The organism is Eikenella sp. HMSC061C02 (genome assembly GCF_001809035.1).
Taxonomy (GTDB): Bacteria; Pseudomonadota; Gammaproteobacteria; order Burkholderiales; family Neisseriaceae; genus Eikenella; species Eikenella corrodens.
In genome coordinates this window covers 139720-161583 of the sequence record NZ_KV795540.1, presented here as the reverse complement: position 1 = coordinate 161583, position 21864 = coordinate 139720, and the positions used below count along the sequence as shown (strand labels likewise).

Sequence of the window (21864 nt, the reverse complement as noted above, 5' to 3'; positions counted from 1 at the left end):
GGTAATTGTTCAAACCAGCATATGCCGCTACAATAGCCGGCGTTCTCATTTACTATTTTCAGGTAGCCTGTTGTGAACCCAGCCGCCCAACGCGTATTACAGCATTTCCAGGAAAGCATTGCCGCCAAACAGCAGTGTGCCGAACAATTGGCCGAGCCGACGGCGCGGGCCGCGGCGTTGCTGTTGGATTCGCTGATGGCCGACGGCAAGATTTTGGTGTGCGGCAACGGCGGTTCGGCAGCCGATGCGCAGCATTTTGCCGCCGAGCTCACCGGCCGTTTTGAAAAAGAACGCATGCCGCTGGGCGCCATCGCGCTCACCACCGATACTTCCGCGCTCACCGCCATCGGCAATGATTATGCCTTTGATCAGATTTTTGCCCGCCAAGTGTCAGCCCTCGGCCGCCCGGGCGATGTGCTGGTGGCGATTTCCACGTCCGGCAATTCCGGCAATGTGCTTGCCGCCATCGAAGCCGCCCGCGAGCAGGGCATGAGCGTGGTGGCGCTCACCGGGCGCGACGGCGGCAAAATCGCCGGTGTGCTGGCTGAGGGCGATGTGCTGCTCAATGTGCCGCATCAACGCACGGCACGGATTCAGGAAATCCATATCCTGTTGATTCACGCCCTGTGCGATCATATCGATACCGCTTTGTTTGAAGAATAAACGCTTCACCTATTTCCGCTCAAAAGGACAATAAATCATGAAAAAAAGTTTCCGCCTCCTGCTGTTGTGCCTGCTGCCGTTGTCGCTCTCCGGCTGTGTTACCGCGCTGGTGGGTGCTGGCGCATTCGGCGTGATGTCGGCCACCGACCGCCGCAGCACCGGCGCGCAGGCTGATGACCAAGTGATGGAAGTGCGCATCCAAAACACGGCACTCACTCATCTGCGCAACAACAACACCATGCAGGGCTTTGAGCCGAAGCTTTCTGTAGTGAGCTTCAACCGCCAGGTGCTGTTGATGGGCTTGGTGGCCAGCGAGGCCGACAAGGCATTTGTAGAGCGCGTGGCGCGTGCCCAGCCCAATGCCGAGAAAATTTACAACTATATTCAGGTAGCCACCAGCGCGCGCGGTTTTGGCGAGGTAAGCAACGATTCGTGGGTTACTTCCAAAGTACGCACCACTTTGCTCGGCACCAAGGGCGTGTCGTCCAACCATGTGAAAGTGGTAACGTATAACGGCGTTACTTATGTGATGGGCATCCTCACGCCTGAAGAACAGGCGCTGGTGAGCAACACCGTGAGCACCACCGCCGGCGTGCAGCAGGTGGTTACGCTGTATGAAACCTTTGTGCCCAGCAATGTGCGCTAATACGCTTATCTTTGAATTGTAAGGAAAGTTCATGACCGGCAAAGAAATGCCTTCTTCTTCTAAAAAGCCGCCGCGCAGCACGTTTAGCCGCATTGTGTGGATCGCGTTTATTGTGGCCTTTATCGTGGTGCTTGCGCTGGTGGCCATGGCTTGGCTCACGATACAAAGGTCCGATTCAGTGCGGAGCCCCGGAGATGCTTCCGCACCGCAGCAGGGCGTGGAAATTTGGCAGCCCAACGGCGCATCGGCCGCGGCCGGCCAAACCTACAGCCTGCCGCCGGCTGCCGATATGAATGCTGCTTCCCAGGCGTCCGAGCCGGCACAAGAGCGCCCCGCTGCGTCGCGTCGCGCCACCCCGGCCACCCCTGCTGGGGAAGAAGTGCCGATTCAGCCGATTGTCCCGCAGCAGGAAACCGAAATCCGGCCGATTGAGGTGCCGGTAAAACCCGCGCCGCAGCCTCAGCCGCGCCAGTCCGGTGGAGATGGTGGCGGCAATCCGGTGGATAGCCTGTTTTAAAACGGAGGCTACCTGAAAGCAAAACTGCAACGCAGTTAAAGCGCAGGGCAGCGAAGTTTCAGGTAGCCTGTTTATGGTCATGATGTGCGGCAATGCCTCATGGCCTGTATCAGAGGAGAGAGATAATGAAAGTTTACCGCTTGCTCACCGGCACAGACGATTCCGTGTTCTGCCGCCGCGTCACCGAAGCCCTGCAACAAGGTTGGGAACTGCACGGCAGCCCGACCATGGCGTACACCGACAACGGTGTGCGCGTGGGGCAGGCGATTGTGAAAGAAGTGGCGCAATACGACCCGAATAAGCCCTTGAGCGAATACTGATGTGCAGCAAATAGCAAAGGCTACCTGAAAAGTTTTCAGGTAGCCTTTATGGTGTCTGGGTGTGCAATTAATTGCTCTGCACCTGAACCCGGCTCGGAAACTTCGCGGCCACTTGGGTGATGATGCTGTGCGTGCGGGCACCGCGTTCAACCACCTGTTTCAGCCGCGCCTCGTCCAGCCCCTGTTTTTCTACTTCTTGCAGCACGCTGTGGTATTCGCTAAAGGCACTGGTGCATTCGGCCAGCAGGGCATCATCGGGAATCGAGTGGCAGCCGCCTCGGTCGGAATTGGCCATAAAACCGGCACTATGCCGCACCGGCATCATCACGGCTTCGGGCACACTGCCGAAATCGGTGCGCTCATTGAGATGGGTGATGAAGCGGTTTTCATTGTTGATAAACACATTGTAGTGTTCGACAAACTCTTTCAGTTTCACGGTTTTGACGGCATCGTAGCCGCGCCAGCCCAAAAGGGCGAGGGCCAGGGCACCGCCGATGAGGATTTTCTTGGCTTTAGGGGACATGGTTTCTCCTTTGGTTGAGGGAAATGAGGAAATAAAGTCTTTGGCTTATGCTGGACTTTAAATAAGGAACGAATTTTACATTAGTCACAGTGGAAGTTCTGCAGCTACTACGGCATGGGATGACTTTGCTACATGCTTGCTATTGCCTGTAGTCCGTTAACTTGTATGGAAACCAATGATATTGATATGTTTGATTTCTACACCGTATGATTCTGTTTTATATCATTTAACGCACTTTTAGCGAGTTCAAACTGCAGTCAGGTTGTCTGAATCGACAAAATGAACTGGTTCAATTCTTCTGCCTGCGCCTGCCAGCCGTTTGGCACGGAGAGGTGGCAATGGGTTTGCAGGTTGGCAGCGGCGAGGCAGCCGTGTTGTTTGTGCACCCACAGCGGCCATAGGGCGCGCATGAAGGGGGGCACTTTTTTTTCTTGCAGCAGGCGGCTGATTTTTTTGCGGCCGTGCAGCAGGGGCAGGGTGTCGCTAGGTTGCGGGGTGCGCCAGATGCCGCTGTCGGGCTGAATCAGGTTTTCAGGTAGCCCGTGGGCGGCAGGTTGCCATGCGGGTTGGGCAAGCAGTTTACCGGCGGTCCATTCGGCGGGAACGGGGAACAGGCAGCCGGCGTAGAGGATGGCGCGTCCATGCGGCAGCAGCCATTGGGCTTGTTGCACGGCGGGGTTGGCGAGGGTGGCGGCAAATTGGCGTACGCTGTCGGCGCGGGGGCTGCCGAGGCGGTGGTTACGGGCGAATAGGTGCAGCTGATGGGTTTGCCGCAAGGGGGGAAGCTGCCGCCAAGAGGCTACCTGAAAACGGCCGGCGGCATCATACAGGCTGTTGTGTTCGGTTTGGCCGTAGTCTTCCAATAGCGCCAAGTCGTGTTGCAGGTGGCTGACGGTGGCGAGCAGTTGGCGGGTGAGGTGCGGCACGCGTTTTTGCCACGGGGGCAGGCCTTCGCGGCGTAGCCAGTTGCGCAGCAGGGAGGTGTCGGCATTGCTGCTGTCTTCCACCCATGCCAGCTTGTGCTCTTGGGCGTAGGCGAACAGCTCGGCGCGGGGAATGGCTAAGAGGGGGCGCCACAGGCTGACGCGTTCGTTCAGCGCGCGCAGGGCGGGCATGGCGGAAAGCGCGCGCAGCCCGCCGCCGCGCAGGGCGGCCAGCAGCAGGGTTTCGGCCTGGTCGTCGGCATGATGGGCGAGGGCGACGGCATCGGCGCGGCTTTGGGCGAAGCAGCGGTAGCGTTCGGCACGGGCGGCGGCTTCTAACCCGAGCTTGCCGAATTGAACCTGCACGCGCTCTATGCGCAGCGGCACTTGCCATCGGATGCAGCATTCGCGGCAGAATTCCACCCATTGGTCGGCGGGGGCGTCGAGGCCGTGGTGGATGTGCACCGCGCTCAATTCCAGCGGCAATTCGTTGCGCAGGCTGCATAACAGGTGCAGCAAAACCACGGAATCGAGCCCGCCGCTGAAACCGACTTCCACGGCAAAACGGCCAGCGTTTGGCGCCGGCCATTGTTGGGCAAGGTGTTGCCGCAGGGGGTTATTTGTCGGTGAATTTTCCATAGGCCATGATGCGGTCGAAGCGTTTGGCCAGCAGCTGCTCCACCGGCTGGTGTTCCAAATCGGCCAGTTGCTGGCGGATGGTTTTGCGCACGTTGTTCATCACGGTTTCGTAATCGCGGTGGGCGCCGCCCAAGGGCTCGGCGATGACTTGGTCGATCAGCTCGAGGCTCTTCAGGCGTTTGGCAGTGATGCCCAGGGCTTGCGCGGCATCGGCGGCTTTTTCGGCGGTTTTCCACAGAATGGAAGCGCAGCCTTCGGGCGAAATCACGGAATAGGTGGCGTATTGCAGCATGTTCACGGCATCACCCACGGCAATGGCCAGCGCACCGCCGGAGCCGCCTTCGCCGATGACGGTGCAGATAACTGGCACGCGCAGGCGGGTGAGTTCATACAGATTGCGGCCGATGGCTTCGGATTGGCCGCGCTCTTCGGCACCGATGCCGGGATAGGCACCGGGGGTGTCGATAAAGGTCAGCACGGGCAGGCCGAATTTTTCCGCCATCTTCATCAGGCGCAGGGCTTTGCGGTAGCCTTCGGGGCGGGGCATGCCGAAATTACGGCGGATTTTAGCCTTGGTGTCGCGGCCTTTTTGATGGCCGATAACCACCACGCTCTGGCCTTCAAACTTGGCCAGCCCGCCCACGATGGCATAGTCGTCGGCATAGTGGCGGTCGCCGTGCAGCTCTTCAAAATCGGTACACAGCGCTTCGATGTAGTCGAGGGTGTAGGGGCGCTGCGGATGGCGCGAAACCTGCATAATCTGCGCGGGAGTGAGCTTGGCAAAAATGTTTTTGGTGAGCTCGTTGCTTTTCTTTTGCAGGCGTTCGATTTCTTCGGAAATATCCAATACCGAGTCATTTTGCACGAAGCGCAGCTCTTCTATTTTCTGCACCAGTTCGGCAATGGGCTGTTCGAAATCGAGAAAAATCTGTTTCATGTGTCTGTTTCCTTGTTGCGGCTGCACCGATTGACGGAGGCAGCCCAAGCTAAGCACGCTTAGGGAGGCTAAAACACTTTATTTCCTACGGCATGGGTTCTGCTGTGCAGAAAAAATGTGCTTTATCTATAGCTGTAGCGCGGAGACGGTTTCTTAACATTACTTTGCGGTCTGAACCGCTGCAATGATACGCTAAGATGCGCAGTTTGTGCAGCTGTTACTGCTGATTTTTCGTGGGTCAGGTTGGTTTCAGGTAGCCTTTAAAGTAGCTAACTATTTTGTTGTATTGGGGCTTTTGCTAATTTTTGTTATGTTTATAAATGGAGGCAGCTGGTTTTAGCTGGGCAGCAACTCGGCTTTCTTCGGAGCCCTGGTTTTTATTTCTAAGCCGTGCTTTCAGGTAGCCTGTTGGTGGATGTTGCGAATAGGGCAGCTGCTAAATAATGCTACAGGCTACCTGAAAACCGTTGGATGGGATTTTCAGGTAGCCTGATTGGGCGGAACTATTTATTATCGTTGCTGCCTCGGCGGGAGAATTGAATGCCGAGCTGTTTGAGCTTGCGGTACAGGTGGGTACGCTCAAGGCCGACTTTCTGCGCCACTTTGCTCATGTTGTGCCCTTCTTGGGCAATGTGGTATTCAAAATAGCGGCGTTCCAAATCTTCGCGCAATTCGCGCAAGGGCAGGTCGAAGTTGAAGCCGCCCACTAGTTCGGAGGGTTGGTTGAGCGTGAATTGGCTGAGCACGGCCTGCACGTTTTCCAAACCGATTTCTTTGCTCTCGGCGGTGAGTACGATGCTTTTCACCACGCTGCGCAGCTGCTCGAAGTTGCCCGGCCAGTCGTATTGGCGCAGGGCATTCAGGGCTGCGGTGTTGAATTTAACGGCGGTTTTGCGGCTTTCGGAAAACTCTTGAATCAGCTGCTCTACCAAGAAAACAATGTCTTCCGGCTGGTTGCGCAATGGAGGGATGCTGACCATGATGGCCGAAAGATTGTTGAGCAGGCGGCTGTCGTAGTCTGGGCTGGTGATCAGCTCTTGCACCGGCTGGCTGCAGGCGCAGATGATACGCACGTTGTAGCGATCGGCCTTGCCTAAGAGGAAGAGGATGCCTTGCTGGATACTTTTGCCATATTGGGCGATGTCGCCCAGATAGAGCACGCCGTTGCTGGCTTTTTGCAGCAATTCGATGGGGCTGCTGCTGATTTGCTCGATTTTGCCGGGTTCCACCCAGGGGGCGTTGCCGGTTTGGAAGTAGTGCGCCACCAGTTCGAACGGTGAACCGGGCTCGCCGGAGAGCAGCACGGGGGTTTGGGTGCGGGCGGCGCGTTCGAGCTGCTGGTTGAGCTGCTTCACGGCTTCGCTGGTGCCGAGTTTGTCCAGCGACATGGTGGAGGAGGCCTGCATGGCGCTATGCTTGAAGGCGCGTTCTACGGCAGCCAAAAGCTTTTGCAGGGCGATGGGTTTTTCCAAGAAATCCAGCGCGCCGATTTTGGTGGCTTCCACCGCGGTGTCGATGCTGGCGTGGCCGCTCATCATCACCACGGGCATGTTGAGCTGGCCGGATTTGGCCCACTCTTTGAGCAGGGTAATGCCGTCGCAATCAGGCATCCAAATGTCCAGCAACACCATGGTGGGGCGGGTTTGGTTTCGAAGTTGGCGGGCTTCTTCGGCATTTTCGGCCAGAGTAACCGAATAGCCTTCGTCTTGCAGGATTTCCGACAGCAAATCGCGGATGCCCACTTCATCATCTACAATCAAAATATCACTGCTGCGCATCGTTTTCCATCAGTAGGGGTAAAGTAATTTTCACACAAGCCCCGCCTTCCGGGCGGTTGGCCAGCGATATGCGGCCTTTGTGCTCTTCAATGATTTTTTTCACCACCGGCAAGCCCAAACCGGTGCCGCTGGGTTTGTCGGTAACGTAGGGGTCGAAGGCGTGGAGAAGCATGTCTTCGCTGAAACTTTTGCCGTTATTGCAAATGTTTAGCGCCACTTTCTCATCTTGCACCGCTGTTTGGATGAACACTTTTGGCTGTTCATCTGCAGCGGCAGCTTCGGCACCGTTTTTCAAAATATTGTGCAACACCTGGCGCATGGCGCCGGCATCGGCTTCGACCACGGCTTCTATATTACTGAAATCCGCTTCAAATGTACAATTTGAGCCCTCATACAGCACCAAAAGCTCGGCAGCCAAAACATTTAAATCGATACGTTCCAGTTTGAGTTTTGGGGCTTTGGCGTAGTTGCGGAAGGCTTCAACCATGTCTTTCATGGCAGCCACCTGGTTGACGATGGTGTTGGTGGCTCGCTCAAGCATGGCGGCGTCTTTATCGTCCAGCTTGCCGTCGAGCTTCCAGGCCAGGCGCTCGGCGGAAAGTTGGATGGGAGTGAGCGGATTACGGATTTCGTGCGCCAAGCGCTGGGCCACTTCGCCCCAGGCAGCTTCTTTCTGCGCCTGCACCAGGGCGGTTACGTCGTCGAACACGAGTACGGTGCCGGCGCCGTTGTCTTCAGGCAGACGGGTGGCCTTGCCCAGCAGGATACGGGATTCGTCGGGTGCGGCGTAGGTGAGCTGCACGGGTTTGTCGCTATCGACAGTAGGGAGGATAGCAAGCAGTACTTGGGCGGCTAGCGCCTCGGCTACGCCGAGCTTATGCCATTCGTGCACGCTGGTTTCGCTGCAGGCGGCCAAATCGAGCATCAGGATTTGTCCGGCGCTGCTGTTGCAGGCTTTCAGGTAGCCTTGGTTATCGAGCGTAACCACGCCGCTGGTCAGGCTGGAGAGCACGCATTCGAGATAGTGGCGGGCAGCCTCCTGGCGGATATGGGAGGAGTTGAGCTCGGCGGTCATGTGGTTAAACAGGGTGGTGAGGCGGCCGAGCTCGTCGTTGCGGTATACGGCCAGCTGCTGTGAATAATCGCCCTGTGCCACGGAGCGTGCACCGGCAGCCAAGGAGAGAATCGGCGCGGTGAAGCGTTGGGCGAAAAACAGGGCAATCACCAGCGCGAGCAAAATCGCCAGCAGGGTAGCCATCAAGAGGGTGAACAGGAAGAAGGTTTGCAGGCCTTGTTTGGCATAGCTGATTTCGGCGTAGCGGGCGCGGGCGGCTTCAATCAGGGTGACGTCGTCGGCCACTTGTTTCTGCACCGGCTGGCGGAAGAACAAAATATAGTGTTGGCCGTGCAGCTCTGGCAGGGCGAGCCAGCCTTGGGCATAGAGCGTGTGGCCGACGTTAGCCACGCTACGGGCACTACCGGTGGTTTTCACCTGTTCAAGAATGTCGCGTGTGAGCTCGGGTGGCGGCAATTTGTCGGCATCCGGCTGGCGGTATTCGGCGGCAGGGCTTAAGGTTTTGCTGTCGTAGAGCGCGAGTTGGTCGAAGTCGCTGTTTGCAGAAAGCTGCCCCAGAGCCTGCTTTGCATCTTGCTGCAACGACATTTCGCCGATTAAGGCTACCTGAACGGCGGCAGCCTTGCGCACCGAGGTATCCAGCGCCAAATCCAGCGCAGATTTGCTTAGATTCAGGCTGCGTTCTAGCGCTTGTTCGGTTTCATTGCCAAACCAGGAATCGATACTGTGTGAAATAAATTGAGCCGACACGCCGAATAAGAACAGGCCGGGCAGAATGGCCACCAACATAAACATGTTGGCCAGGCGCAGGGCGGTTTGCGAGCCGAACACCCGCCTGCGTCGGTCGAGCCAGAGTTTCCACAGCTGGGAGATAAGAATGGTGAGCAGAATGCCTAAGAGGGCGGCACTGAAGGTGAGAATCCACCAGAAATACTGCGCCAGCTTGCTGGCGTGGCCGGTAGCGAGCGCCAGCACATACAGGGCGAGCATGCCCAGAACAGCGATGAAGGTGAGCAGACGGCGCATGGTTTCCCTTTATTGCTGGCTGATGAGCAGTTTGCGCCAGCCGGAATCGAGCTGCCAGCTCTTTGAAGTTTCGCCGTTGATTTGGAAGGGGCGCGGCAAATCGCTGATGCTCAGGCTTAAGCGGATGTCGGCAGCCACGTCGGCGGGGGCGGTGTCGGAGAGTGTGCCTTTGTCGAGCACTTGCCAGTTGGCTACCGCGCCAACGGCCTTCAGTGCGGTGGGCAGGGTGCCGTATTCGGTGGAAAACGAGCCGACGCTGACACGGTAGCGGTCGGTGAGCGGGTGGTAGGCGAGTTTGTAGTTGATAGTTTGCGCCGAACCGACCAGCTGGCCGAGTCGCCAGCGGTAGGCGGCCAGGGTGGGCGATTGCAGGCGGTAACTGAGCTGGAAGTTGAGCGGTACGCCTTGTTTGAGGGCTACCTGAAGCTGGCCGGGCAGCTCGGTTTGGAAGCGGCTGTTTACCGACAGGCGACCATCGGTGGTGAGCGTGGCGCTGGAACGGGTAACGTTGATGCCTTCCGCCCGCGCGCCCATGGCTGCAAAGGCCAGCAGGCAGCAGGCGAGCAGGCTAAGCAGTTTTGTGGATAAGCGCGTAATAGAAGCCATCTTGGTGCGGATTGGGTAACAGGGTTTCGCTACGTGTGCAGGCAGCGTCGGGGTGGCGTTGCAAAAAGGCTTGCAGCTGGCTGCCGTTTTCTTCGGTAAACAGCGAGCAAGTGGACAGGAGCATCCTGCCGCCAGGCTTGAGCGTGCGCCACAGGGCATCGAGCAGATCAGTTTGCTGGGCAGCTGTGTTCTTGGCATCCTGCGGCCGGCGCAGCCATTTGATGTCGGGATGGCGGCAGGCAACGCCCGAGGCGGTGCAGGGCACGTCCGCCAGCACTGCGTCGAACAGGAGACCATCATAACACGAAGCCCATTGCCGTGCGTCGGCGGCGTGCAGCTCGGCGCTTAGATTGAGGCGGCTTAGGTTGTCGCGCACTTGTTGCAGGCGGGTGGGGTCGATGTCGATGGCGGTAAGCTTGCAGTCTGCCCATTCGAGCAGGTGGCCGCTTTTACCGCCGGGTGCGGCACAGGCATCGAGTACGCGTTCGCCGTTTTGCACGTTGAGCCAAGCGGCGGCCTGTTGTGCCCCCCAATCCTGCACGGATACGACACCTTCGGCAAACAGTGGCAAGGCGGACACGGGCACGGGCGTAGCCAGCATCACAGCGTGGCTGCCGAGGATTTCGGCCTGCATGCCGTGTTCGGCCAGGATTTTCAGGTAGCCTTCCGCATCGGTGTGCCGGCGGTTGATGCGCAGGGTCATTGGCGGATGGCTGTTGAAGGCTTCGGTGATTTGCAGCCAGTGTTCGGGGTAGTCTCGCTGTAGCCGTTCTAGCCACCAGTCGGGCAGGTTGTAGCGGCCCTCTGAGCTTTGCTGCGCCTGCTGCATCAGGCTGTCGTGCTCGCGTAGGAAACGGCGGAGCAGGGCATTAGCGAGGGCTTTGTATTGGCCTTTGCCGATTTTGCCGGCAGCGCGCACGGCTTCGTTTACCACAGCATGGGCGGCATTGCGGCTGTAGGCGAGCTGGTAGAGTGCGGCCAATATCAGGCTGCGGATGTCGGCGCGGGGCAGGGGTTTGTTCAGCATCAGGCCGAGCAGGGCGCGCAGGCTACCTGAAAAGCGTTGGCAGCCGTAGGCAATATCTTGTAGCGCACCGCGTTCTTGGGCGGAGAGCTGTGGGTGGTCGCGCCAGATTTCGGCCAGCACGTCGGACAGGTTGCGCCCGGCTTCAACGGCGGCCACGCTGTGGGCGGCGAGGGTTTGTATGTTGGCCAGGCTCATGTGCTTTCCGCTCCGAATCGGCTGCCGGCGGCGACAGGGTGGCCGGCCAGAAAGGCGGCGGCTTCCATGCGGGCGCTGCCGGCAGGCTGCAGGATTTGAATCAACAATGAGCCGCTGCCGCAGGCTACCTGAATACCGTTTTTATCGGCTTGTAACACGCTGCCAGCCACGCCGCCAGCGGAACTAACTTGTGCAGCCCAGATTTTCAGTGGTTTGCCATGGTAGTCGCACCAAACGCCGGGCACGGGATTGAAGGCACGGATGCGGCGTTCGATGGCTTCGGCGGGCTGTGTCCAATCGATTTGGGCATCGGCTTTGCTTAATTTATGGGCGTAAGTGATGCCGTGTTCAGGCTGGGGCTGGGCATTGCGTTGAGAATGGTGTTGCAAATCGGCAACAATGGCGTGCGCACCAATTTCGGCCAGTTTGTCGTGCAGGGTTTGGGCATTGTCGCTAGGGAGAATTGGGCAGGGATGGCGGCTGATGACGGCACCGGTGTCGAGCCCGGCATCCATTTGCATGATGCAGATGCCGGTTTCGCTATCGCCTGCTTCAATAGCACGTTGGATGGGTGCGGCACCGCGCCAGCGTGGCAATAGCGAAGCATGGATATTGAGACAGCCGTGGCGCGGAATATCGAGCACGGCTTGCGGCAGTAACAGACCGTAGGCGGCCACTACCATGATGTCGGCTTCCACGGCACGTAGCATTTCTTGTGCGGACTCACTTTTCAAGCTTTCGGGTTGGGCTACCTGAAAACCAAGTTCGAGCGCGGTTTTTTTCACGGGTGAAGCTTGCAGCTTCATGCCGCGCCCTTTAGGGCGGTCGGGCTGGGTGAGCACCAGCGGGATATCGAAGCCGGCCTCGGCAATGGCGCGCAGGGCATCGACGGCGAAATCGGGGGTGCCGGCAAAAATTACTTTGCGAATCATGGTTTCAGGTAGCCTCTTGCTTGGATTAGAGCGTGTGTTTGTCGAGTTTCTTCATCTTGGTTTTGATGCGTTCCTGCTTCAGACGCGACAGATATTGCACGAAAACTTTGCCGTCGAGGTGGTCGATTTCGTGCTGAATACAGATGGCTTGCAGGCCGTCGGCATGGATGGTGTAGGGCTTGCCTTCTGCATCCAACGCTTCAGCCACGATGCTTTCGGCACGGGTTACCTTGTCGTATACGCCTGGTACAGAAAGGCAGCCTTCTTCATATATGGTTTCGCCATCGCGTTCGATAATCACTGGATTAATCAGTACTTGCAGTTGGTCGCGGCTTTCAGATAAGTCCATCACCACCACACGTTCGTGCACGTCCACCTGAGTGGCGGCCAGGCCGATGCCTTTTGCTTCGTACATCGTTTCGGCCATGTCGGCCACCAGTTGTTTGATGCGCTCGTCCACCTGTTCTACTGGTTTGGCCACCAAGTTCAGGCGGGGGTCGGGATAGCGCAAAATATTCAGTAAAGCCATTTGATTTCTTTCTTAAGTGTGCATAGATAGATACGTTCTTGTTGCAGTTGTAACGGTTTTTTCGCCTGAATACTGGCGCAAGATACCTAAAATGTTCTATGATTCCGTTAATTTCATCAACAACAACGTAAATAAAGCGTTATCAGGTTCGTTAATCCTAACGTTAATCCTAAAGGGAAACTCTCTCATGAGAAAACATATTATAACCTTGCTTTGCGCCATTGGCTTGACTGTTTCTGCATTGCCCGCCGAGGCCGGGCCTCTGCGTGTGCGCCCCAACGCTCCTGCACGCTACACCGTGCGTACCGGCGACACCTTGTGGGGCATTTCCGGCAGATACCTTTATCGCCCATGGAAATGGCCGCAGCTGTGGGGCGCCAACCGCCGCACCATCCGCAATCCTCATCTGATTTATCCGGGCCAAGTGCTGGTGTTGCACTATGTAAACGGCCAGCCGCGCCTGCGCGTAGATAACGCTGGTGGTATCCCCACCGTTAAATTGCAGCCGCGCGTGCGTGAAACTTCTTCCGGCTACGGCATCTCCACCCTGAATCTGAACTATTACCGCATGTTCATGAAACACCCGCAGGTGATTGCCCGCCGTACCACTCAAGATGCACCGCGCATCATCGCCGGTCCGGAAGGCAAAACCATGTACTCCTTGGGTGACCGTATTTATGCCTACGGCATTACTGAATCGGGTGAATACTTGGTTTACCGCCCGGTTAAAGACATTATTGATCCTGAAACTGGCAAATTTATCGGTCAGCTGGTTGTGTTCAGTGGCAAATTGGCTACTCTGCCGGTAACCAGTACTGCTTTGGCCGAACGTTCTGAAAGCGATCGTCAAGCCCTGCCGGACAACCAATATTACACCCGCCATCATCCGCTGGTGAAAGTGCCGACCGAAACCGCACAAGCTTTGCAGATTCGTGAGCAAGTGGCTGAAATCCGCCAAGGCGACTATCTGTTGCGCTATAACGGCGAAGAAAACGCCTTCAATATGATGCCGCATGAGCCGGAAAACCAAGTGCGTGCCCGTATCGTGGACGTACTGGATGGTATCAGCGAAGCCGGCCGCTTCAGCACCATTATCTTGAACAAAGGTTCTGCTGATGGTTTGGATAAAGGTACCGTGGTAAGCCTGTACCGTCAGAGCCGCCAAGTGCGCACCGATATCAATCCGAGCCCGACTGTGAAATATGTAAGTATTCCGGCTGAAGAAATCGGCTTGGCTATGGTGTATAACGTGGGCGAACATGTTTCTTCCGCCATCGTGCTGGAATCTAGAGTAAACGTATCAGTGGGTGATTTGGCCACCGAGCCCGGTCACGATTTGGATGATATGGGGCATCAGTACCGCCATGTACCCAATAATCCGCAAGGCCCGTATGAATACGACCATCACCAATACGACTTACGCAGCAATATCGATCCAACCCGTTAAGCGTGAAGAAGTGTGATGGAATCAAAGGCTACCTGAAAATTCAGGTAGCCTTTTGTTATAGGGCATGGTGTTGGAATAGGCAGAAATACTGTTGGGATGCCTCCAAAGGTAGCGGGTATAGTGGGCTTGAATTTATTGTATCGATGTTGTATTTATCTTTTTCAAGTTTCAGGTAGCCTTGAGTAAGCATTGTACCGGGCACAGGTATCCAAGTGATGGCTAGCTGAAATGTTGCGCCCATAGTTTCCGCATGATAGGGGTGATGGGAAATTCATCATCCAAGTCTTCATCCAGCAGCGACCAATAGCGCACGAGCGGGTGGAAATCCTGCCATTGCTGTTCTAGCAAGGCACAAATAGAGTGTTCGATTGCCGAATCGGGTGCGGCTTCTTCAGCCAGGTAATCATTGAATGAGGCAAGGATGAGCCCCATCAAGGCGTGCTGCTCGTGGTATGAGAAGCTGCTGGTTTGGTAGGCATGGATGAACTCGGGCAGGCGATCCGGGTTGGCGTTTTCCAATTCCCAGTCTTGCATCTTGGGGTGGCAGGCTAGGCCGAGAAGGCTGCTGAGTTTTTCGTAGAAGTGCATAGCTGAGATGAGTTTGCTATTGGCTGGCTGGATGATAAAGGCTACCTGAAAATTGCTTGCCGGCATTTTCAGGTAGCCTTTTACTGTTTGGGCTGGCAGAACCTGCCCGCCAAACTGATTTAATAGTTCAGCCGTTGGAGGCGGGCAATGCGGTCGTCGAGGGTGGGGTGGGTGCTGAACAGGGAGCGCAGGGTGCTGTCGTTGATGCCCATGGCGGCCATTTGCGGCGGTAGGCTGCTTTGGCTGCCTTTGAGCCGTTGCAGGGCGCAGATCATTTTGGGCGCGCCCACCAATTTGGCGGCGCCGGCATCGGCACGGTATTCGCGCTGGCGGCTAAACCACATCACGATGATGCCGGCCAGCCAGCCGAAGATCACTTGCAGCACCATGCTGACTATGGTTTGGATGGCGTTGCCGCCGCTGTCTTGCTGCCGATTTTGGCGCAGGGAGGAGGCAATCATGGAAGCGATAATTTGGGAGAAAAACAGCACGAAAGTATTCACCACGCCTTGAATCAGGGTGAGCGTAACCATATCGCCGTTGCCGACGTGGGCCATTTCGTGCGCGAGCACGGCTTCCACCTCATCGCGGCTCATGAGCTGCAAGAGGCCGGTGCTGACGGCAACCAGCGAGCTGTTGCGGCTAGCGCCGGTGGCAAAGGCATTGGGCTCGGGCGACTCATAAACGGCCACTTCGGGGGTTTGCAGGTTCCATTGTTTGGCCTGGGCTTCCACCACACGCACGAGCCAATCTTCGGTTTCGTTGCGCGGCTGGCGGATAACGTAGGCACCCACGGCCTGCTTGGCGCTGCTTTTCGACATGAGAAGGGCAATCAGCGAGCCGGAAAAGCCGGTGATGGCGGAGAGCAGCAGCAGGCCGGAGATGTCTTGCGGATTGAGTCCGAGCAGCCCGAACAGCAGGCGGGCGGCCAGGAGCACGGCCATATTGGTGAGGAGGAAGAGGATTATGCGCTTCACGGTATCAGTCTGGGTGGTTTGGTTTCAGGTAGCCCTTGGGCTTCTGCTTTATGTTTACTACTGGCCGCTGCGGCATGATGTTGTTGTGCCGCTTTGGCGGGAATGTTGTTGGGTGTGCTGTTGGATGCGGTAGTTTCTTGGCGAAACTGGTTTATTGCTTTTATGTGGTAAAGCCGAGGTTTCAGGTAGTCTTTTATTGTTGCGGCAATCAGGCAATATATTGCCACAAAATCGCTGCTTTGAGGCTACCTGAAAATCAGTTTCTTGGTTTCTTATCGTTAAATCAACCGCCCATCAATCCAGCTGGGCGACGGTTTTGCCGATGCCGCGCAGTTGGGCGAGTTTTTGTTCCACAGTTTGCTGCTGGCGGCGGAATTCGGCCAGCTCGGCAGTGGTGAGCCGTTTGGCGGGCAGGGCGACACCGGCGGGGTTGACCGGCACGCCGTTGAGGCGCACTTCGTAGTGCAGGTGCGGGCCGGTGCTGCGGCCGGTGGTGCCGATGAAGCCGATGATGTCGCCGGCGCGTACGCGCTGGCCGGGGGCGGCATTGGCGGAAAACGCGCTCATGTGGCCGTAGAGCGTTTGCATACTGTCGCTGTGGCGCAGGATCACGGTATTGCCGTAGCCACCTTTGGGGCCGCGGAATTCCACAATGCCGTCGGACGGGGCGTGAATCGGCGTGCCGGTGGGGGCGGCGTAGTCGATGCCGGTGTGCATGCGCAAATAGCCTAATATCGGGTGGACGCGCACGCCAAAGGGCGAGCTGATGCGGCTGCCCGGCACGGGCTGTGTTTCAAAACCTTTCTTCAGCGGCTGGCCGTGTTCATCGTAGTAGCGGCCGTTGCCGTCTTCGCCGAAGTAGTAGGCGCGGTAGAGCTTGCCTTGGTGGCTGATTTCTACGGCGAGGATGTCGCCCATGGAAATTTGCTGACCGTGAAAGTAGTTTACCTGATAAAGGATGCGCACGGTATCGCCGGCTTCGAGTTTGTAGAGATCAAGCCGGTTGCTGAACAGTTCGCGCAGTGAATCACGGACTTCGGCAGGAATTTCGGCACGCGACATGGTGCCGGCGGTGGTGCCGCTGGAGCGGATGATAACGGATTTGAGCGTGGACAGGGTGGTGGTTTTCACGTCGTCGGTTTTGGCCTGCCAGCGGTTGCCGGCATAGGCTAAATCAACCAGTTGGGTTTCGCCGTTGTCGTCGTCGTTGAAAAACTGCACCTGCACGGGGCGGCGCTGGGCATCGAGTCTGAGGCTGACGGTTTGGTCGGGGTGCAGGTGGGGCTGTTTGCCTTCTGAGGCGGCAGCTTGGGTGATGTCTTGAATTTGCTGGGCGGAAAGGTTGAAACGCTCCAACACGTTGCGCAGGGAGTCGCCGGGCTGGATGACTTCATCGCTCCAGTAGCCGGTGGCCGGGGTTTTGCCTTTGGCGCGCACGGTGGCGAGTTTTTCCACAATGCGTTTGCTCTGCATCGCGCCTTCCGGCTTGGCCGAGGCGGCAGCGATGATGGCAATTAAAATGAACACGCCCAGCAGCGCAGCGGCCGCAACAAGGGCGATGCGGGCACGGCGTGGCAGGCGGGAAAATAGGGCGGATGGGGACACGATTTGGCAGGATGCCGTTGCGGCAAACGGGTCTATCAGAAGCGCGCTATTTTAATGGATAGGCAGGGCAGGGCGGGTGCCGCTTTGCGGTTTTTTACTTGTTATTGAACTAGGGTGCGGCTGGAAACCGACACAGGCTCGGCAAACGGCTGGGTTTGATTGGGAATTTTGGCTTCAGGTAGCCTGTTCTTTGCGTAAAGGCTACCTAAAAAATGTTATGAACGCTGGATAGCGGCGGAACATGGTATCGGCTTATACCTTTACTGAATAATTTTCAGGTAGCCTTTATCGTTTGTAAAAGGCTACCTGAAAAGCAAAACAACGCCTTGTGTATTAACTATCCTGCTGTTGATTGAGCCGGATAAATTCGGCCATGGTCATGTCGGCGGCGGTGATGGCGGGCGTCATGATTTGTTGCACGGTGCGGCCGATGGAATCGTTAGTGTGGGTATGGCTGCCATACACGAACAGCTGGAATAAGTCGGCCACGCGGATGGCTTCGGGGCTGGTTTTCAGCATCCAGCCGTTGCGCAGGCTTTGCGCAATGTAGCCGCGTCGCGCGAGTTGTTCCAGCAGGTCGCCCAGTTCGTCGTAGCCCAGCTGGATGTGGCGGCGGAACTGTTGGGTTTTCAGGCTTTTGCCTTGGCTTTGTGCTTGGGCGAGCAGGGTGAGGATGCCTAAAGCATCGTGAAACCGCGTGCCGTGGCAGCCTTGGCGGCGGAAGGCATTGCCTTCCCAATAGGAAAGCGAGGCGGCCAGGAGCGCGCCGCTGAGGATGACAATCCAGTTTAAGTTGAGCCACAGCAGGAACATTGGCACGGCGGCAAAGGTGCCGTACACCAACTGATAGCTGTTGAAGTTGGCCACATACAGACCGAAGCCGCGCCGCAACAGCTCGATAGACACGGCCGCCAACGCAGCGCTGATCAGGGCGTGGCGGAGGGGCACATAGCGGGCGGGCACGAGCTTGTAGAGCAGGCAGAGCATGCTCCAGGTGGCGGTGAGGGCAACCGTGAATTGCAGCAGCGAGGCGAGCAGCGGGTAGTGCAGATAAAACAGGGTGCGCCGCCACACCACGCCCCATAGCGACATACCCACGCCCACCAGCAGCGGCCCCAGACTGAGCAGCGCCCAGTACACCAGCACGCGGGTAACGATGCTGCGCGGGCGTTTCACCCGCCAAATTTGGTTGAATGTGCGCTCTATGGTGTGCACCAGCATTAGCGAGGTGATGATCATCATGGCGATACCGATAGCGGTGAGGTGGCTGGCGTGGTCGCGGAATTGGAAAATATAGTCGCTTACTGCCGCCACGCCGGCCGGCATCATGATTTCCGATACCAAGCGGTGAAATTGGGCAGAAAAATCGGCAAACACGGGAAAAGAGGACACCACCACCACGACCACGGTAAACAGCGGCACCAAGGCCAGCAGCGTGGTAAATGTGAGGCTTGACGATACCTGCGGAATGTTCACTTCATAAAAGCGCGCATAGAGGAAACGGGCAAACGCCAGCGTCCGCGAGCGGCGCAGGGGTTCGGGCAGGGAGAATTTTGGCAGTAGGCGCATGGTGTGTTGGGGCTACCTGAAAACCCGTTTTGGTTTTTCAGGTAGCCTGTGTATTTGGTTTAAATGATGGCGGCTGAATGTTTTAAAATAATAGCGTTGCGGGCCAGCCGAATCAGTCGGCCTGCCGCATTGTAAAATAATGTTATTGAAAAGACAAAACCATCCTGCCAGGGCAGGGCGGGAGCGAGGCAAACCATGAACATCACCGTATTGGCCGTGGGCAACAAAATGCCCGGTTGGGTGGACGAAGCTGTGAAGGAATACGCCAAACGTTTCGGCCGCGACATCAAATACACCTTGAAAGAAATCAAGCCGGAAAAGCGCGGCGCGGGCGTGAATGCGGCGCAGGGCATGGCGGCGGAAGAAAAACGCATCTTGGAAGCCATGCCGGCCGATGCGTTTTTGGTGGTGTTAGACGAGCGCGGTGTTGCGCCCACTTCGCAGGAGCTGGCAGGCTACCTGAAAAAATGGCAGCAGAACGGCCGGCATGTTTGCATGGTAATCGGCGGGGCGGACGGGCTCACCGAGCGCATCAAACAACAAGCCGGCCTGATGCTGCGACTCTCCAGCCTCACCCTGCCGCACAGCATGGTGCGCGTGTTGCTCACCGAACAGCTGTATCGGGCGGTGTCGATTCTGCATAATCATCCGTATCATCGAGAGTAATAGTTTGGTGAAAACCGCGCATAAAAAATCGCCCCGACAAAAGCGGGGCGCAAAAGGAACACAAACCACTACCAAAATTGGGCATCCCGCCCTCAGGCAGAATGTTGAAATTTGGCGGTTCGGCACAAGGCAGAGCAACCTTGCTTTGCCGAATGTGAATGCATCATACCGAAAAATAACCGAATTAGCAAATGATAATTATTTTTATTATATTAAAATGATGTAATATCTTGTTAATTTGGTGCGTTGTAATTGCTATAAGATAAGCTAAATCAATGCGGTAAAGCCTAAATCTGCCTAGCGATAGCTACTCTGGCAGTTTCCGGCAGCTCACTCTAAATCAGCGCATCGTTGGCGCGACTGCCAATCCCGATTTAAAGTTCATCCGCTATGGGGTAAGATGCCGACCGTTTGCCAACATTATAAAGCCCTGCCCTGATGAAACATTTGCGCCAAATCATTCTTGATACCGAAACCACCGGTTTTTATTACGACCGCGACGACCGCCTCATCGAATTTGCCGGCCTGGAAATGATCGACCGCCGCCTCACCGGCAACTATCTGCATTTATACGTCCATCCCGAACGCGACATTCCCGAAGAAGCCGCCAAAGTGCACGGCATTACGCTAGACCAGCTCGAAGGCAAGCCCAAGTTTGCCGAAATCGGGCAGCAGATTGCCGATTTCATTGCTGGCGCCGAGCTGGTTATCCACAACGCCCCGTTCGACGTGGGCTTTCTCAACGCCGAATTCCGCCGTGCCGGGTTGCCGAGCGTGGAGGAGCTGACTGCTAATGTGGTGGATACGCTGGTGATGGCGCGCGCCATGTATCCCGGCCAGAAAAACTCGCTGGATGCCTTGTGTACCCGCCTTGAAGTGGACCGCAGCAAACGCGTATTCCACGGCGCATTAATCGACTGCGAACTGCTGAGCGAAGTTTATCTGGGCATGACCCGCTCGCAATTCAGCCTGGCCGACCAGTTTGCCGAAGAAGAAAGCGCCGAAGCCGACGCGCCCGCCGTGGTAATCGCGCCTATCGAACGCCCGGCGCAACTGAAAGTGCTGGCCGCCAACGCCGAGGAAAACGCCGCCCACGAAACCTATCTGGACGAATTAGACAAAAAAGCCGAAGGCGGCAGCATTTGGCGGAAAACGCCATGAGCCGTTATTTCGCCCTCGTGCCCGCTGCCGGAGTGGGCAGCCGCTTCGGCGCCGCCCTGCCCAAACAATACGTGCGGATCGCCGACCGCACCGTGCTGGAGCATACCCTGCGCCGCCTATTGGCCGAGCCGCAGATTGTTCAGGTAGCTGTAGTGTTGGCGCGGGATGATGCGTGGTTTGAACAGGAAGTGAGGCTACCTGAAAACTTGGCTGCCAAACTGCGAACGCTGTATTGCGGCGGCGAGAGCCGGGCTGAAAGTGTGTTTAACGGGCTGAATTCGCTGCTGAAACACGGCGTGATTCGGCCGGACGACAAAGTGCTGGTGCACGATGCCGCTCGCTGCTGCCTGCCGGCCGGAGCCTTGCGGCGGCTGTTGCAAGAAGCAGGGCAGCATCCGGTTGGCGGCATTTTGGCTTTGCCCGTGGCCGATACCCTTAAGCGCGGCAACGGCGAAAATCATATTGCCGAAACGGTGAGCCGGAGCGGTTTGTGGCAGGCACAAACCCCGCAGCTTTTTCCCGCTGCGCTGCTGCAACAGGCGCTGGCCGCCGCCAATCCAGCGGAGATTACCGACGAGGCCTCCGCCGTTGAACGGCTGGGTTTGCAGCCACTGTTGGTGCAGGGCGACAGCCGCAATTTGAAACTGACTTGGCCGGCAGACGAGAGGATTGCACGGCTGCTGTTGCAAGATGAGGCTACCTGAAAAAGCCAAGCTTCTTCTGCTCGGCTGAATATTTTTTAGGTAGCCTTTACTGCGTTTAAGGCTACCTGAAAGTTCCATCCGGTTTTCAGGTAGCCTGCAAAAACGGGCAAACTGCTGTTTGGAAGCGGTTTGCCCGTTGGTTTTGGCTGGATGGTTTAGGCGGCTTCCCCGGAAGTGACCGAATACGCTTTGCCTTCGTGCCCGTCTTCGCCGATGATTTGGCGCACGGCGGCGGCGAGGGCGGTGCGGGTCATGTATTGGCGGGGGATGGCGGGGAGCTGTTCGTGCAGTTGATAAGCGGTGTCGTCGCCGTTGGCGAGGCCACAGGGGCGCAGGATGGTCCAGGCGAGGGGGCTTTGGCGCAGGGCGTTTTCGGCTTCGGTTTTGGCGGCCACGGCTTCGCCCAGGGCTTGTTTGAACATATCGCTCATCAGGGGGTATTGTTCGCCGCAGCCCATGCTGGTCACGAGGATGAAGCGGGCTTGGGGGGCGTGCTGTTCGAGGGCGCGGATGATGTGGAGGTTGCCGGTGGCGTCGCTGCGGATGCCTTGTTCGTTTTTGCCGCCGACAAAGCTGACGACGGTGTCGGGCCGGTATTGCTGCACGGCTTGGGCGACGGCTTCTGCATCAAGTGTGTCGACAACGGTGGTGCGGATGTGCTGGTTGGCGAAAAAATCGTCGGATTGCTGTTCGGGCAGCCTTAATGCGGCGACGGTGGTTTCGCGTTCGAGGGGGCTTAACTGTTGGATGAGTTGGCGGCCGCTGGGGCCGTTGGCGCCGAATATTATCAGCATGGGGGTGCTCCTGTTTT

22 protein-coding genes are annotated in these 21864 nt (G+C 57.1%); 8 read left to right on the top strand and 14 right to left on the bottom strand.

The genetic code is table 11. The annotated features are described in order from the left end of the window. Window positions 1-72 precede the first annotated feature (72 nt). The 4 genes from HMPREF2541_RS04235 to HMPREF2541_RS04220 all read left to right on the top strand — a co-directional run bounded on the left by HMPREF2541_RS04235 (window position 73) and on the right by HMPREF2541_RS04220 (window position 2146). Entirely contained in the window at window positions 73-663 is a 591-nt protein-coding gene (locus HMPREF2541_RS04235) for a phosphoheptose isomerase (RefSeq protein WP_064089592.1), read from the top strand. A 37-nt stretch (window positions 664-700) separates the two neighbouring features. Next, entirely contained in the window at window positions 701-1309 is a 609-nt protein-coding gene (locus tag HMPREF2541_RS04230) for a BON domain-containing protein (protein WP_064086464.1), read from the top strand. A gap of 31 nt (window positions 1310-1340) precedes the next feature. Further along, window positions 1341-1826, top strand: coding sequence for a hypothetical protein (locus HMPREF2541_RS04225; protein WP_070541872.1), 486 nt, complete (start codon window positions 1341-1343; stop codon window positions 1824-1826). A 125-nt stretch (window positions 1827-1951) separates the two neighbouring features. Further along, window positions 1952-2146 carry a DUF1737 domain-containing protein gene (locus tag HMPREF2541_RS04220; RefSeq protein WP_070541869.1) on the top strand — a complete coding sequence of 65 codons (195 nt, stop codon included), beginning with the start codon at window positions 1952-1954 and terminating at the stop codon, window positions 2144-2146. Window positions 2147-2213: 67 nt separating this feature from the next. On the opposite strand, the gene HMPREF2541_RS04215 is transcribed toward HMPREF2541_RS04220, so the two are convergent. The 9 genes from HMPREF2541_RS04215 to def all read right to left on the bottom strand — a co-directional run bounded on the left by HMPREF2541_RS04215 (window position 2214) and on the right by def (window position 12336). Next, a complete protein-coding gene (locus HMPREF2541_RS04215) occupies window positions 2214-2669 on the bottom strand; it encodes a hypothetical protein (RefSeq protein WP_049258110.1) in 456 nt (151 codons plus the stop codon). Between the two features lie 257 nt (window positions 2670-2926). Beyond that, entirely contained in the window at window positions 2927-4231 is a 1305-nt protein-coding gene (tilS, locus tag HMPREF2541_RS04210) for a tRNA lysidine(34) synthetase TilS (protein ID WP_070541866.1), read from the bottom strand. Beyond that, on the bottom strand, window positions 4209-5168 hold the full coding sequence (locus HMPREF2541_RS04205) for an acetyl-CoA carboxylase carboxyltransferase subunit alpha (protein ID WP_023886885.1): 960 nt from the start codon (window positions 5166-5168) through the stop codon (window positions 4209-4211). The genes tilS and HMPREF2541_RS04205 overlap by 23 nt, the downstream gene beginning before the upstream one ends. 503 nt (window positions 5169-5671) lie before the next feature. Further along, window positions 5672-6946, bottom strand: a complete 1275-nt coding sequence (locus HMPREF2541_RS04200; RefSeq protein WP_003823311.1) for a sigma-54-dependent transcriptional regulator — start codon at window positions 6944-6946, stop codon at window positions 5672-5674. Next, a complete protein-coding gene (locus HMPREF2541_RS04195) occupies window positions 6933-9047 on the bottom strand; it encodes a sensor histidine kinase (protein WP_070541863.1) in 2115 nt (704 codons plus the stop codon). The genes HMPREF2541_RS04200 and HMPREF2541_RS04195 overlap by 14 nt, the downstream gene beginning before the upstream one ends. Window positions 9048-9056: 9 nt before the next feature. After that, window positions 9057-9653 (bottom strand): DUF4390 domain-containing protein, encoded by a 597-nt coding sequence (locus HMPREF2541_RS04190; RefSeq protein WP_035580169.1) that lies wholly within the window; start codon window positions 9651-9653, stop codon window positions 9057-9059. Then, window positions 9616-10875, bottom strand: coding sequence for a 16S rRNA (cytosine(967)-C(5))-methyltransferase RsmB (gene rsmB, locus HMPREF2541_RS04185; RefSeq protein WP_049258115.1), 1260 nt, complete (start codon window positions 10873-10875; stop codon window positions 9616-9618). The genes HMPREF2541_RS04190 and rsmB overlap by 38 nt, the downstream gene beginning before the upstream one ends. Beyond that, window positions 10872-11807, bottom strand: a complete 936-nt coding sequence (fmt, locus tag HMPREF2541_RS04180; protein ID WP_003823305.1) for a methionyl-tRNA formyltransferase — start codon at window positions 11805-11807, stop codon at window positions 10872-10874. The genes rsmB and fmt overlap by 4 nt, the downstream gene beginning before the upstream one ends. A gap of 25 nt (window positions 11808-11832) precedes the next feature. Continuing rightward, the gene (def, locus tag HMPREF2541_RS04175) at window positions 11833-12336 is read right to left on the bottom strand and encodes a peptide deformylase (protein ID WP_003823304.1); all 504 of its coding nucleotides are present in this window, start codon (window positions 12334-12336) and stop codon (window positions 11833-11835) included. 187 nt (window positions 12337-12523) lie between these two features. Here def and HMPREF2541_RS04170 point away from each other — a divergent pair, with 187 nt between their 5' ends. Beyond that, complete coding sequence (locus HMPREF2541_RS04170; RefSeq protein ID WP_003823303.1) at window positions 12524-13783, top strand: LysM peptidoglycan-binding domain-containing protein; 1260 nt, start codon at window positions 12524-12526, stop codon at window positions 13781-13783. A 219-nt stretch (window positions 13784-14002) separates the two neighbouring features. Here HMPREF2541_RS04170 and HMPREF2541_RS04165 read toward each other — a convergent pair whose 3' ends face one another. The 4 genes from HMPREF2541_RS04165 to HMPREF2541_RS04150 form a co-directional block, all read right to left on the bottom strand. Beyond that, the gene (locus HMPREF2541_RS04165; RefSeq protein WP_003823301.1) at window positions 14003-14437 is read right to left on the bottom strand and encodes a hypothetical protein; all 435 of its coding nucleotides are present in this window, start codon (window positions 14435-14437) and stop codon (window positions 14003-14005) included. 53 nt (window positions 14438-14490) lie between these two features. Then, window positions 14491-15348 (bottom strand): protease HtpX, encoded by an 858-nt coding sequence (gene htpX / locus HMPREF2541_RS04160; RefSeq protein ID WP_070541860.1) that lies wholly within the window; start codon window positions 15346-15348, stop codon window positions 14491-14493. 294 nt (window positions 15349-15642) lie between these two features. After that, window positions 15643-16953: a M23 family metallopeptidase gene (locus tag HMPREF2541_RS04155; RefSeq protein ID WP_003823297.1), complete on the bottom strand. Its 1311-nt coding sequence runs from the start codon at window positions 16951-16953 to the stop codon at window positions 15643-15645. A 333-nt stretch (window positions 16954-17286) separates the two neighbouring features. Then, entirely contained in the window at window positions 17287-18522 is a 1236-nt protein-coding gene (locus tag HMPREF2541_RS04150; protein ID WP_070541857.1) for a YihY family inner membrane protein, read from the bottom strand. Between the two features lie 195 nt (window positions 18523-18717). Here HMPREF2541_RS04150 and rlmH point away from each other — a divergent pair, with 195 nt between their 5' ends. From rlmH to ispD, 3 genes are all read left to right on the top strand, one after another. After that, window positions 18718-19188, top strand: coding sequence for a 23S rRNA (pseudouridine(1915)-N(3))-methyltransferase RlmH (rlmH, locus tag HMPREF2541_RS04145; RefSeq protein WP_070541854.1), 471 nt, complete (start codon window positions 18718-18720; stop codon window positions 19186-19188). 438 nt (window positions 19189-19626) lie between these two features. Next, a complete protein-coding gene (gene dnaQ, locus HMPREF2541_RS04140; RefSeq protein WP_070541851.1) occupies window positions 19627-20349 on the top strand; it encodes a DNA polymerase III subunit epsilon in 723 nt (240 codons plus the stop codon). Then, window positions 20346-21053 carry a 2-C-methyl-D-erythritol 4-phosphate cytidylyltransferase gene (gene ispD, locus HMPREF2541_RS04135; RefSeq protein WP_070541848.1) on the top strand — a complete coding sequence of 236 codons (708 nt, stop codon included), beginning with the start codon at window positions 20346-20348 and terminating at the stop codon, window positions 21051-21053. The genes dnaQ and ispD overlap by 4 nt, the downstream gene beginning before the upstream one ends. Window positions 21054-21208: 155 nt before the next feature. Here ispD and HMPREF2541_RS04130 read toward each other — a convergent pair whose 3' ends face one another. Continuing rightward, window positions 21209-21847 carry an NAD(P)-dependent oxidoreductase gene (locus tag HMPREF2541_RS04130; protein ID WP_070541845.1) on the bottom strand — a complete coding sequence of 213 codons (639 nt, stop codon included), beginning with the start codon at window positions 21845-21847 and terminating at the stop codon, window positions 21209-21211. Window positions 21848-21864 lie beyond the last annotated feature (17 nt).